This window comes from Streptomyces sp. NPDC023541 (assembly GCF_055559995.1).
Map to the genome: position 1 here is coordinate 123,550 of NZ_JBVHJO010000007.1, position 12,464 is coordinate 136,013.

Annotated in this window: 10 protein-coding genes; 1 reads left to right on the forward strand and 9 read right to left on the reverse strand. The window is 72.6% G+C overall.

What is annotated here, in order from left to right:
* Positions 1 to 16: 16 nt before the first annotated feature.
* Positions 17 to 514 carry a MarR family winged helix-turn-helix transcriptional regulator gene (locus ACZ3X1_RS19105; RefSeq protein ID WP_030659599.1) on the forward strand — a complete coding sequence of 166 codons (498 nt, stop codon included), beginning with the start codon at positions 17 to 19 and terminating at the stop codon, positions 512 to 514.
* Here ACZ3X1_RS19105 and ACZ3X1_RS19110 read toward each other — a convergent pair.
* From ACZ3X1_RS19110 to rsmA, 9 genes are all read right to left on the reverse strand, one after another.
* On the reverse strand, positions 473 to 1,240 hold the full coding sequence (locus tag ACZ3X1_RS19110) for a response regulator transcription factor (RefSeq protein WP_356815141.1): 768 nt from the start codon (positions 1,238 to 1,240) through the stop codon (positions 473 to 475). The two genes, ACZ3X1_RS19105 and ACZ3X1_RS19110, sit on opposite strands and share 42 nt — an antisense overlap.
* Positions 1,241 to 1,838: 598 nt before the next feature.
* Positions 1,839 to 2,798: a UDP-glucose 4-epimerase GalE gene (gene galE / locus ACZ3X1_RS19115; RefSeq protein WP_467280358.1), complete on the reverse strand. Its 960-nt coding sequence runs from the start codon at positions 2,796 to 2,798 to the stop codon at positions 1,839 to 1,841.
* Between the two features lie 113 nt (positions 2,799 to 2,911).
* Positions 2,912 to 3,604: a response regulator transcription factor gene (locus tag ACZ3X1_RS19120; protein WP_356815151.1), complete on the reverse strand. Its 693-nt coding sequence runs from the start codon at positions 3,602 to 3,604 to the stop codon at positions 2,912 to 2,914.
* 128 nt (positions 3,605 to 3,732) lie between these two features.
* Entirely contained in the window at positions 3,733 to 5,445 is a 1,713-nt protein-coding gene (locus ACZ3X1_RS19125; protein WP_467280359.1) for an outer membrane protein assembly factor BamB family protein, read from the reverse strand.
* Positions 5,446 to 5,488: 43 nt separating this feature from the next.
* Positions 5,489 to 7,117, reverse strand: coding sequence for an outer membrane protein assembly factor BamB family protein (locus tag ACZ3X1_RS19130; RefSeq protein WP_467280360.1), 1,629 nt, complete (start codon positions 7,115 to 7,117; stop codon positions 5,489 to 5,491).
* Between the two features lie 155 nt (positions 7,118 to 7,272).
* Positions 7,273 to 9,075 carry an ABC-F family ATP-binding cassette domain-containing protein gene (locus tag ACZ3X1_RS19135; RefSeq protein ID WP_467280361.1) on the reverse strand — a complete coding sequence of 601 codons (1,803 nt, stop codon included), beginning with the start codon at positions 9,073 to 9,075 and terminating at the stop codon, positions 7,273 to 7,275.
* A 28-nt stretch (positions 9,076 to 9,103) separates the two neighbouring features.
* On the reverse strand, positions 9,104 to 10,441 hold the full coding sequence (locus tag ACZ3X1_RS19140; RefSeq protein WP_467280362.1) for an acyltransferase family protein: 1,338 nt from the start codon (positions 10,439 to 10,441) through the stop codon (positions 9,104 to 9,106).
* Positions 10,442 to 10,563: 122 nt separating this feature from the next.
* Positions 10,564 to 11,475 (reverse strand): 4-(cytidine 5'-diphospho)-2-C-methyl-D-erythritol kinase, encoded by a 912-nt coding sequence (locus tag ACZ3X1_RS19145; protein WP_356815147.1) that lies wholly within the window; start codon positions 11,473 to 11,475, stop codon positions 10,564 to 10,566.
* Positions 11,472 to 12,383: a 16S rRNA (adenine(1518)-N(6)/adenine(1519)-N(6))-dimethyltransferase RsmA gene (gene rsmA, locus ACZ3X1_RS19150; RefSeq protein ID WP_356815148.1), complete on the reverse strand. Its 912-nt coding sequence runs from the start codon at positions 12,381 to 12,383 to the stop codon at positions 11,472 to 11,474. Before rsmA ends, ACZ3X1_RS19145 begins: the two co-directional genes overlap by 4 nt.
* Positions 12,384 to 12,464: the final 81 nt, after the last annotated feature.

Sequence of the window (12,464 nt, forward strand, 5' to 3'; positions counted from 1 at the left end):
CCTTACACTGATCGGCATGGAGGACGAGGTCGACCGACTGGTGGCGGCATGGCGGCGGGAGCGCCCTGACCTCGACGTGGAACCGCTCGAGGTCCTGAGCCGCGTCAGCAGGCTGGCGCGCCATCTCGACCGCGCCCGCAGGCTGGCCTTCTCCGAGCACGGCCTGGAGCCCTGGGAGTTCGACGTCCTCACGTCGCTGCGCCGCGCCGGCGCCCCCTACCAGCTCTCCCCCGGCCAGCTGTTGACCCAGACCCTGGTCACCTCCGGCACCATGACCAACCGCATCGACCGGCTCGCCAAGAAGGGCCTCGTCGAGCGGCTCCCGGACCCCAGCGACCGCCGCGGGGTCCTGGTGCGGCTCACCCCCGAGGGCCGGGACCGCGCCGACCAGGCCCTCGCCGGGCTGCTGGCCCAGGAACGGGCGATCCTGGCACAGCTCTCGCAGAGCCAGCGTGGTGATCTCGCCGGACTGCTACGCCAGTTGACCGCTCCGTTCGACAACATCCCCGGCTAGGTCGGCGGGTCGCACGCCGGCCCGCCGGGCCAGCGCCACCGCGGCCAGGGTGGAGTGCACGCCGAGCTTGCCCAGCACGTTCTGCATGTGCGTGCGGACCGTGTGCGGGGACAGGAACAGCCTGGCCGCCACGTCCTTGCGGCCCAGCCCCGCCACCATGCAGCGCAGCACCTCGTGTTCGCGCGGGGTGAGGGACTCCACGAGCCGTTCGCTGTCCGTACGGTGCTTGCGCGCCGCGGTCAGTTCGCGGAGCACTCCGGTGAGCAGTGCGGGCGGGAGGTGGGTCTCCTCCCGCAGGACCCCGCGGATGACGGCCAGCAGGCGCGAGAGCGAGCAGTCCTTGGCCACCCAGCCCGAGGCGCCCGCCTGCAGGGCGAGGGCGGCCCGGCGCGGGTCGTCGCGCTCGGCGAGGACGACCGTACGGACCCCTGGATGGGCCACCCGTACGCCGGCCACGAGCGCGATCCCGTCCGAGGCGGGTGGCGGGGGCCCGGTCCCCGGCTCCCGCTGGGCCGGCACGGCCCCGGGGGCCGCGCCGAGATCGGCGTCGACCAGCAGGACGTCGAAGCGGCGGCCCTCGGCCACCGCGCGTTCGAGACAGCGCAGCGCGGCGGGGCCGCTGCCGGCCGCGGACACGTCCACGTCCGGCTCGGCCGCGAGCGCGGCTGCGAGCGATTCGGCGAAGATGCGGTGATCGTCGACGACGAGAACCCGGATACGAACCACAAAACCCCCAAGGGTAGGGGAACGGACGACGGCGGGTACGGCGCCAGGACCGGGTGATCCGCAGACCCGGCCGCCGCCGAGACATATCTGCACTACCCCGGACCGGACGCCGTACCCGACTTGTCTCGACCCCTGAATCAACACCGGCCCCCACCGGTGTCACGCATCAGCGTAGGGCCGGGGGCGGCCCGCGGTTGGCCGAATAGCAGAAGTTTTCCCCGCGGTTTTCAGGATTGTGCGTCCCGAACGGGCTCGGCTGTGGCTGGAAATCGCCTGAATCGGGGGCTGTGGGACGACTTCCGGGCGGGCGTGTGCCATGGGCAGTTGCACGGGGGGCATTTCACCCGGCGTGTGCACGCCGGGCGCCCGCGCGCGGTGCCCCGCCGCGGCGCGCGGCTCCAGCACACACGCCCCCGCCGGGCGCACACCCCTCCCGGGCGCCCAGGGTCGACGGAACCGCTGCGCCGGCGAGTGGGCCGAAGGGGCGCGACGGGGAGTGGGGCCGAACACGCGGAGACACCGCGGTGTTGAGCGGCTTCCGAGCATGTGCGGCCCCCCGAGCCTGCCAGGGGGTGTCCCGGAGGGGGAGGAGCCCCGATCAGGCGGTGTGGGTGCGGGCGAAGTTCCAGGCGTCCTGGATGATGCCGGTGAGGTCCGATCGGCTCGGGGTCCAGCCGAGGCGCTCGTGGGCCGTGCGGGCAGAGGCGACCAGCATCGCCGGGTCGCCGGCCCGCCGCGGGGCGACGACCTCGGGGATCTCCCGCCCGGTGACCTTGCGGACGGTCTCGATCACCTCGCGGACCGAGAACCCGCTGCCGTTGCCGAGGTTGCAGATCAGGTGCTCCCCGGCGGTGGCGGACCGGAGGGCGGCCAGGTGGGCCTCCGCCAGGTCGGCCACGTGGATGTAGTCGCGTACGCAGGTGCCGTCCGGGGTCGGGTAGTCCTCGCCGAACACCGAGATCGACTCCCGCTCGCCGAGCGCGACCTGGAGGACCAGGGGGATCAGGTGCGTCTCGGGGCTGTGCCGCTCGCCGAAATCGCCGTAGGCGCCGGCCACGTTGAAGTAGCGCAGGGACACCGCGGCCAGGCCGTGCGCCACGCACTCGCCCGCGATCATGTGGTCGACGGCGAGCTTCGAGGCGCCGTAGGGGTTGGTCGGCGCGGTCACCGAGGCCTCGGTGAGCAGGCCCTCGGTGGGCTCGCCGTAGGTGGCGGCGGTGGAGGAGAAGACGAGCCTGCGCACGCCCGCCCCGCGCATCGCGGCGAGGAGGGCGAGCGTGCCGCCGACGTTGTTCTCCCAGTACTTGCCCGGGTTCACCACGGACTCGCCGACCTGCGAGGAGGCGGCGAAGTGCAGCACCGCGTCGAAGGAGGGGTCCAGGTACCGCGCGGCGTCCTGGATCCGGCCCTCGACGAACGTCGCGCCCGCCGGGACCCCGACGCGGAAGCCGGTGCTGAGGTCGTCGAGGACGGTGACCTCGTGGCCGGCCTCCAGGAGGTGGGTCGCGACCACGCTGCCGACGTATCCGGCGCCACCGGTTACCAGGTACTTGCTCACTCGCCTACTGCCTCTCGCGGGGGACCACGCACGTGTGCGTGCGCGTGCTTGGGCACTGGCTTACCCGATGCGGCACCCGCGGGGGAAATCGGCGGCCGTCGGAGGCCTCCCGGTCAGCCCTGCGGCGCGGTGGACGACGGCCCGGGCAGGGCCCGGTCCAGCAGGCCGGTACGGGCGGCCAGCGCTGCCGCCTCCAGCCGCGATCCGACGCCCAGCTTCATCAGGACCCGCTGTACGTGCGTACGGGCGGTGCTCGGCGCGATCGCCATGCCCGCGGCGATCAGCCGGGTGTCCTCGCCCTCGGCGACCCGCACCAGCACCTCCACCTCGCGCGGGGTCAGCAGCCGCAGCAGTCGGCTGCCCTCGTCGTCGGGCTGGACGGCGGGGTTCAGCAGCTCCGCGAAGGCCCCCTGGAGCAGTTGCGGGGCGATCGCCGCCTCTCCCGACCTCGCCTTGGCCAGCGCCCGCTCGACGCCCTCGATGCGCTCGTCCTGGCGTACGTACCCGCAGGCGCCGGCGGCGAAGGCTGCGGCGATCCCGCGCGGGCTGGGCACCGGGCCGAGGACGACCACGGCGATCTGCGGGCGCTCCCGCTTGATGCGGACGACGGGCTCGAAGGCGCCGGGCTCGGCGGGGTTGGCCGTGCCGAGGAGGCAGACCTCCGGGGCGCGGCTGATGACCAGCTCGGCGGCGCCGGCCGCCGGGGCCGCGGCCGCCAGGACCCGGTGGCCGCGCAGTTTCAGGGCAGAGGCCAGTGCCTCGGCCAGCAGTCGGTGGTCGTCGACCACCACGACGCGTACGCCCATTGAGGAACCCACCCCCCACCCTTCTGACCCGGCAAGCTACACGCTTGTTCGACGGCGCGAGGGGGATACCGCGCAGAAGCCCCCGATCGGTACGGACCGTTCGGGGGCTCCAGGCGGTGCTGTGCGCATCAGCTCGCGGTGAACGAGACGAACAGGTATTCCGGATCGGTCGAGTACGGCTTGCTGACGTTCTGCTTGGACATGAAGAGCTTGCCGTTGTGGTAGCGCAGCTCGGAGGAGAACTCGGGCGAGAAGGAGGTCTCGGCGCGCCGGACGTCCTTGTCGGCCGGATTCTCCATGAGGAGGGTCTCCTTCATCGTCTTGCCGTCGATGCTGACGATCTGGCCGCCCTTGTCGTACGGGGGGACCTTGTAGGCGATGATGTTCGACCCGTCCATGCGCAGCGGGTACATGGTGTACCGCTCGCCCGCGTCGGCGCGGTCGGTGGTCTGCTTGCCGGTCTCCAGGTCGAAGGAGAGCAGCTCGTTGGTGCGGCCGGTGGGGGACTGGCCCTGGTGCTCCGCGGAGGGCACGTAGATCTTGCCGTTGCCGACGACCATGTGCGAGCACTTCTCCACGTCGGTGGAGGCGCACTTGGCGGCGAAGGTGCCCGCGGCGAGCGGGATGCGGGCCTTCAGCTCGCCCTTGGGGTCGACGACGAACAGGTCGCTGACGCCCTTGCCGCCCTTGGCGTTGTCGCCGACGTCGGCGGCGACGACGAACGGCTTGGTGGAGACGATGTGCGCGTACTCGATGCCCTGGGAGAGCTTGTACGAGGCGGTGGGCGCGCCGGTGGCGGGGTCGAGGATCTGCGCGTTCAGCGTGTAGTTGGGGTGCTGGCCGCACTTGCGGATGACGGCGAGGGCCTCGCCGCCGGCGTAGCCGGTGTCGCGGCAGCTTTCGCCGTCGACCTTGGGCTGCCAGAGGTTCTTGCCGTCGGCGAGGTTCCAGGCGGCGCCGCCGTTGGAGACGCCGGCCGCGGCGACGGTCTTGCCGCTGATGGTGACCTCGGAGAACTGGACGGGCTTGTCGCCGCCGTTGGCGCTCTTGACGTTGCCGGACCAGGCGAGCTTGCCGGCCTCCAGGTCGATGACGCCGACCTCGGTGCACGGCGGGTACTTGTTCTCGGCCGTGGGCTGGGTGGGCCGGAAGATGACGGCGGTCTTGTTCTCGCTGACGTGGTGGGTGGCGCCGCAGATCTCGCCCGTGAGGGGGACCTCCCACTTCTTGGCGCCGTCGACGAGGTTGTAGCCGACGACCTTGGACACGTCGGACTTGACGTAGGTGGTGTCGGTCAGCCAGGAGCCGTTGACGGAGACCAGGTCGGCGACCGTGGGGGCCGGCTGGTTGTACAGCGTCTTCGACTTGGGGTTGCCGGGGACCTTCTCGGTGCCGGGCGTGGAGGCCTGGTTCTTGTCGCCGCCCGGGGAGGCGCTGGGGTCGCTCTGCGCGGTGGTCCCGCCGCCGCCGTCGCCGGAGGCGTACCAGAGGCCGCCGCCGACGATCAGGACGATGGCCAGGAGGGCCGCGCCGACGATCATCAGCTGGGTGCGCTTGTCCCCGCCGCCGCCACCGCCGGCCGGGGGCTGGCCGGGGGGCGCGGGCACGCCGTACGGGGAGGGCGCGGGGGGCTGCTGCGGGTAGCCGTAGCCGGGGTCGGCCTGCGGGTAGCCGTACGCGGGCTGCTGCGCCGGCGGCTGCGGGGCGGCCGCGGGCGGCCCGGGCGGCGGCGAGGGCGGTCCCGCGGGCGGCGTGGGCGCTCCGAACCCGCCCGGCGGGGGATCCTGCGGCGCTCCGAAGCCGCCGGACGGCGGCTGGCTGGGGGGCGGCGGGGTACTCATCGGTTGCTGTTGCCTCTCGCTGGGCGGCTCGTTGGACGCGGTTTCACTTGCCGAAGACCATCAGGAGCTTCTCGTCCTTCTCCTGGGCGAGCAGGCGGGACGTGGAGATGAAGAAGCGCCCGTCGACGTAGTCGACCTTCGGGGAGTAGAAGGAGCTCTCGATCGGTGCGGAGAGGCCCGACGGGTGGCGCAGGAGCGCGGTGGGGGTGCTGCCGTCGGCCGGGATCGAGAGGACCTCGCCGCCCAGGTTGGGCTCGGCCTGGCGGTAGGCGATCAGCTTTCCGTTCTCGGCCTTGACCGGAATGAGGGTGCGCCCCTCCCCTGCCGGGACGCGCCACTTGACCTTGCCGGTGTTCAGGTCGAAGGCGACGATCTCGTTGGCCTTGCCGAGGTCCACGGTGGTGGGCAGGTAAAGGGTGCCCGCGTCGACGACGGCGGTGGCGCAGCCCTGCAGGGTGTCGTCGTGACTCATGCTGCAGTCGGTCGAGAAGTTGCCCTCGCCGGAGAGCGTGGTGCGCTGCTTGCCGTCGGGTCCGAGGACCACGATGGAGCTCTCCTTGGAGGTCGCGTTCGTGAGGTGGAGGACGATCGGGTCGAGGGAGTAGACCCGGGCGACTTTCCAGCCCTTGGGGAGCCGGTAGGCCCAGGTCTTCTTGCCGGTGACCGGGTCGGCGTCCTGGACCTCGACGGTCATGTCGGCGTCGCCGCAGGTGGCGACACCGATCATCTTGCCGCTGCCGCCGGCGTAGGCGCCCGCCTTGCAGCCCTCGTTGGGGGTGGCGAAGAGCTTGTCGCCGGTGCTGATCCTGAAGGCGGTGGCGCGGGTGAGCCGGTTGACGGTGACGGTGTCCCCGGTCATGGCCAGGCTGGGGTCGATGAAGAGGTCGAAGTCGTTCTCCTTGGTGACCTCCTTCTTCCAGCCCCCCTTGCCGGCCTTGAGATCGATCATCTGGATCTGGTTGCAGGTGGCGGTCTCCGTCGTGCCGTCACGGAACATGACGACGGTCTTGCCGTCGTCGGTGGTCCGGTTGGACATGCCGCAGATCTCTGCGGGGAAGTCGATCGACCACTTCTCTTTGCCGTCGGCCACCGCGTAGCCCTTGATCGCCTTGCCGACGGTCTTGGCCACGGTGTCACCGACGACCCACTGGCCCTTGGTGGCCACCCCGGCGCCGGGGCCGTCGATCTTGGTGGTCTTGAGCCAGAGGACCTTGTCCTCGCCCTGCTTGCGGCCGGCGTTGAGGTCGGTCTGCTGGTTGCCGCCGGGGCCGCTGCCGTCGCCCACGTCCACGGACGGGGAGCCGGAGGGCTTGGCGTCGCCTGACTCCTGGGCGACGGGCTGCTCGGGGTCCTCGCCGTCCCCGCCCAAGGCGACGTAGCCGACGCCGCCGAGCACGAGGAGGGAGGCGACCGAGGCGGCGACGAGCAGCGTGAGCTTCTTCTTCGGCGGCATGCCGGCCGTGCCGGGCGCGGGCGGCTGCAGGCCGTGGGCCGGGTACGCCGGGACGGTGGCCGGCTGCTGCGGGTACGGCGGCTGCCCGGGGGCGGGCTGCCGCGCGTAGGGGTTCTCTCCCTGCTGCGGGTATCCGTAGCCCTGTTGGGGCGGGCCCGGCAGGTGTCCGTAACCGGAAGGTGTCGGCGGCTGGTTCGGCGGCTGGGGCGGCTCGGTCATCAGCGCACTTTCGGCTTCGGGGGGGGGCGGGGAGAATGACCTTTCTATCACTGACGCCGTACATACAACGGACCGGTCCGCCCCCTGTTCCCAAGGGAGGACCGGCCCGTGATGCCGCCGTTATCCGGCCAGTTGGCCCCGAGGGCCGGCGGAAGCTATGCCTCCTCGGCCAGCTCCAGCCAGCGCATCTCCAAGTCGTCGCGGTCGGAGAGCAGTTCGCGCAGCTCCGCGTCGAGCTTGGCGACCTTGTCGTAGTCGGTGGAGTGCTCGGCGATCTGGGCGTGCAGGTTCCCCTCGCGGTCGGCCAGCTTGTTCAGCTGCCGCTCGATCTTCTGGAGCTCCTTCTTCGCGGCGCGCGAGTCCCCCGATGCAGTGGACTTCGCCGCGGCGGCGGCCGGTGCGGGCACCGGGGCGGCCGCCTCGATCATGCGCCGCCGGCGCTCCAGGTACTCGTCCAGGCCGCGCGGCAGCATCCGCAGGCTCGCGTCGCCGAGCAGCGCCATCACGGTGTCGGTGGTGCGCTCGATGAAGAACCGGTCGTGGGAGATCACGATCATCGAGCCGGGCCAGCCGTCGAGGAGGTCCTCCAGCTGGGTCAGGGTCTCGATGTCGAGGTCGTTGGTGGGCTCGTCGAGGAAGAGGACATTGGGCTCGTCCATCAGCAGGCGCAGGATCTGCAGCCGGCGGCGCTCGCCGCCGGAGAGGTCGCCGACCGGCGTCCACTGCTTCTCCTTGGTGAAGCCGAACTGCTCGCACAGCTGGCCCGCCGTCATCTCGCGGCCCTTGCCGAGGTCGACGCGGTCGCGGACGCGCTGGACGGCCTCCAGGACCCGCAGGGACGGGTCGAGTTCGCCGACCTCCTGGGAGAGGTAGGCCAGCTTGACGGTCTTGCCGACGATGACCTGGCCCGCGGCGGGCTGGGCCTCGCCCTGGGTGCGGGCGGCCTCGGCGAGGGCGCGCAGCAGGGAGGTCTTGCCGGCGCCGTTGACGCCGACGAGGCCGACGCGGTCGCCGGGACCCAGGTGCCAGGTGAGGTGCTTGAGGAGGGTCTTGGGGCCGGCCTGGACGGTGACGTCCTCGAGGTCGAAGACGGTCTTGCCGAGGCGGGCGTTGGCGAAGCGCATCAGCTCCGACTTGTCGCGCGGCGGCGGGACGTCGGCGATGAGCTCGTTGGCGGCCTCGATGCGGTAGCGCGGCTTGGAGGTGCGCGCGGGGGCGCCGCGGCGCAGCCAGGCGAGCTCCTTGCGCATCAGGTTCTGCCGCTTGACCTCTTCGGTGGCGGCGATGCGTTCGCGTTCGGCGCGGGCGAAGACGTAGTCGCTGTAGCCGCCCTCGTACTCGAAGACCTCGCCGCGCTGGACGTCCCACATGCTGGTGCAGACCTGGTCGAGGAACCAGCGGTCGTGGGTGACGCAGACGAGGGCGGAGCGGCGCGTCTGGAGGTGGCCGGCCAGCCAGGAGATGCCCTCGACGTCGAGGTGGTTGGTGGGCTCGTCGAGGATCAGGAGGTCCTGGTCGGCGATGAGCAGCTTGGCGAGGGCGATGCGCCGGCGCTCGCCGCCGGAGAGCGGGCCGATGACGGTGTCGAGGCCCTGGTTGAAGCCCGGCAGGTCGAGGCCGCCGAAGAGCCCGGTGAGGACGTCGCGGATCTTGGCGTCGCCGGCCCACTCGTGGTCGGCCATGTCGCCGATGATCTCGTGGCGGACGGTCGCGGCGGGGTCGAGCGAGTCGTGCTGGGTGAGGACGCCCATGCGCAGGCCGCCGGACTGGGTGACCCGGCCGCTGTCGGGCTCCTCCAGCTTGGCGAGCATGCGGATGAGGGTGGTCTTGCCGTCGCCGTTGCGGCCGACGACGCCGATCCGGTCTCCCTCGGACACGCCGAGGGAGATACCGTCCAGCAGGGTACGTGTGCCGTACACCTTGCTGACTGCCTCGACATTGACCAGATTGACGGCCATCAGACGCGCTCCAGGGAAAGGGTGTGGATCAGCCCCTCAGCCTAACCCTCCGGGCCCGGGCTGACCGTTCCACCAGCAAAGCGCCTCCGAGCGCCATGGCGATCGCGACGGGTGCGGTGACCGGGACGGCGATGAGGGTGGCGCTGTGGCCGTCGAGGAGGCCGCCGAGGCCGGTCATGGACAGTCCCAGCACGCCGAGCAGGCACAGGGTGATCCCGAGGGCGGCGACGGGGCCGGCGGCGGCGCCCGCCGGACCGGCCGGCCGGGTGGGAGCGGGGGCCTCGAAGCGGCGCAGGAGGGCGATGAACACGCCGGTCAGGGCGGCCGCGGCCAGGATCCGTACGGGGACCTGCGCCCACCAGCCGGCGGTGGCGGGAGCGGGCAGGTCCATGCCGAGGGCGAGCTGGGCCCCGTACACGGCGAGCATCGCGGTGAGGTGCCAGAGGAAGGCGGTCATGGCGACCCCGTTGGCGGCGACGACCGTACGCCACACGCGGGGGCGCTCCAGCCAGGCGCCGGCGGGCCGGGCGGCGAGCTGTACGGCGCCGACGAGCCACAGGCCGTGGCAGAGCAGGGCCAGGGTGGGCGGCGCCATGTTGGACACCTTCTCGCCGGGCATCCCGACCATGGACAGCGGGTACGGTCCGAAGGCAACCAGCAGAGCGGCTCCGGCGAGGCCGGCGGCGGCGAGGACGGCGGGCCGGCGGATCCGGCCGTCGGCGCGCAGGAAGCCGAGCTGGTGGACGGCGAGCCAGACGAGGGCGAAGTTGAGGAACTCCACGTACGGCACGCCGAGCGCGAAGCGCAGTACGTCGACCAGCGCGGCGGCGCCGGCCAGCGCGGTAAAGGCCGCCCAGCCGTGGCGTTCGTGCAGCTTCAGCAGCGGCGGGGTGAAGGCGACCATGGCCAGGTAGATCCCGATGAACCACAGCGGCTGGGTGACCAGCCGCAGGGCGGCGCCGGTCAGCGTTCCGCCGCCGTGGCCGGCGAGCTGCACGGCGAGCGCGACGGCGGCCCACACCAGGACGAAGGCGAGGGTGGGGCGCAGCAGTCGGCGCAGCCGGGCCCGCAGGAAGGCGGCGTAGACGGAGCCTTCGCCGCGGCGGGCCAGGGAGCGGTGGGAGAGGGCGTGCGAGAAGCCGCCGACGAAGAAGAAGACGGGCATGATCTGCAGCGCCCAGGTGAGCACCTGCAGGGCGGGCACGAGGGCGAGCAGGTTCCCTATGCCGTCCGTGCTGACCGCGGCCATCAGCCAGTGTCCGGCGATGACGGTGCCGAGCGAGGCGACGCGCAACAGGTCGACGTACCGGTCGCGGTCGGCGGGGGTGGCGGCGGCCATGGCGCGTGCGCTAGGTCGTGTCGTCATGGAGCCACGGTGCCCGCCGCCGCCCGCCGCCCGACAGGGCGTGGGTACTCAGCTCCGGCCTGAGTACGTGTCAGCCGGGCCGGACCACCCGGCCGACCGGGGCAGGCGGCCTGGGCGGGGATTCACCGCGGCAGGACCGTCGCGCCCGGGGACGGGCTGGAGGCGATACGGGTGGCGCGGCAGGTGCCGGAGGCTTCGAGGGCGGACGCGGCCTTGGCGGCGGCCTGCTCGTCGGCGACCAGGAAGGCCGTCGTGGGGCCCGAGCCGGAGACCAGCGCGGCCAGGGCGCCGGCTCCGAGTCCCGCGTCCAGGGTCGCCCGCAGCGAGGGCCGCAGGGAGAGGGCGGCCGGCTGGAGGTCGTTGGCCAGGGTGGCGGCCAGTGCGTCCGGGTCGCCGGAGGCGAGGGCGGCGAGGAGGGCCGGGGAGGCCGCGGGCTCCGGGATCTGCGTGCCCTCGGCGAGGCGGTCGAACTCGCGGAACACCGCCGGTGTGGACAGGCCGCCGTCGGCCACCGCGAACACCCAGTGGAAGGAGCCGGCGGTCACCGGGGTGAGGACCTCGCCGCGGCCGGTGCCGAGCGCGGCGCCGCCGACGAGGCTGAAGGGGACGTCGCTGCCCAGCTCGGCGCAGATGTCGAGGAGTTCCTCGCGGGGGGTGTTCAGGCCCCACAGGGTGTCGCAGGCCAGGAGGGCCGCCGCGCCGTCGGCGCTGCCGCCCGCCATGCCGCCCGCGACCGGGATGTTCTTGGCGATGTGCAGGTGGACGAGCGGGGAGAGGCCGTTGCGGGCGGCGAGGATCTCGGCGGCCCGCGCCGCCAGGTTGGTGCGGTCCAGCGGGACCTTGTCGGCGTCCGGGCCCTCGCACGTCACCGTCAGGGCGTCGGCCGCGGTCGCCGTCACCTCGTCGAACAGGGAGACGGCGAGGAAGACGTTGGCCAGGTCGTGGAAGCCGTCGGGCCGTGCCGCGCCCACCGCCAGCTGGACGTTGACCTTCGCGGGGACCCGTACGGTGACGGGCGTCGTGCGCGTGCTCACAGGGCGGGCCTCTCCGGTGCGGGCTTGTGCTCGGCGATCGCGGCGAACTGCTCCACCGTCAGGGACTCCCCGCGCGCCTGCGGGGAGACGCCCGCGGCGACCAGCGCGGTCTCCGCGCCGGCCGCCGAGCCGGCCCAGCCGGCCAGGGCGGCGCGCAGGGTCTTGCGGCGCTGCGCGAACGCCGCGTCGACGACCGCGAAGACCTCTTCCTTCGAGGCGCTGGTCCTGATCGGCTCGGTGCGGCGCACGAGGGAGACGAGCCCGGAGTCGACGTTCGGGGCGGGCCAGAAGACCTTGCGGCCGATGGCTCCGGCGCGCTTGACGTGTGCGTACCAGTTGGCCTTGACGGAGGGCACCCCGTAGACCTTGTTGCCGGGCTCGGCGGCCAGCCGGTCGGCGACCTCCGCCTGGACCATGACGAGGGTCCGCTCGATGCTCGGGAAGCGGTCGAGCATGGTCAGCAGGACGGGCACGGCCACGTTGTACGGCAGGTTCGCGACGAGCGCGGTCGGCGGCGGGCCGGGCAGCTCGGTGACCAGCATCGCGTCGGAGTGGACCAGCGCAAAGCGGTCCTTCTTCGCCGGCATGCGGGCCTCGATCGTGGCGGGCAGGGCGGCCGCGAGGATGTCGTCGATCTCGACGGCGACGACCCGGTCCGCGGCCTCCAGCAGCGCGAGCGTCAGCGAGCCGAGGCCGGGGCCGACCTCGACGACCACGTCGTCCGGGCGGACCTCCGCGGTGCGCACGATCCGGCGCACCGTGTTGGCGTCGATGACGAAGTTCTGCCCCTTCTGCTTCGTCGGGCGTACGCCGAGGGCGGCGGCCAGCTCCCGGATGTCGGCGGGGCCGAGGAGGGCGTCGGGGGTGCTGGGCGCGGGGTTATCGGGCTGCTGCTCTGCGGTGCTCACCGGTAAAGCGTCTCAGATCGGCCGAGTGGTCCTGACGACGACGTGAGCACGCGGCCGACGACGTCAGCCGGCGGGCTCCGA

Coding starts and splice junctions, on each gene's coding strand:
- ACZ3X1_RS19125 (WP_467280359.1), bottom strand. CDS start 5,445: ATGAGTACCCCGCCGCCCCCCAGCCAGCCGCCGTCCGGCGGCTTCGGA.
- ACZ3X1_RS19120 (WP_356815151.1), bottom strand. CDS start 3,604: ATGGGCGTACGCGTCGTGGTGGTCGACGACCACCGACTGCTGGCCGAG.
- ACZ3X1_RS19140 (WP_467280362.1), bottom strand. CDS start 10,441: ATGACGACACGACCTAGCGCACGCGCCATGGCCGCCGCCACCCCCGCC.
- ACZ3X1_RS19105 (WP_030659599.1), top strand. CDS start 17: ATGGAGGACGAGGTCGACCGACTGGTGGCGGCATGGCGGCGGGAGCGC.
- ACZ3X1_RS19130 (WP_467280360.1), bottom strand. CDS start 7,117: ATGACCGAGCCGCCCCAGCCGCCGAACCAGCCGCCGACACCTTCCGGT.
- ACZ3X1_RS19135 (WP_467280361.1), bottom strand. CDS start 9,075: ATGGCCGTCAATCTGGTCAATGTCGAGGCAGTCAGCAAGGTGTACGGC.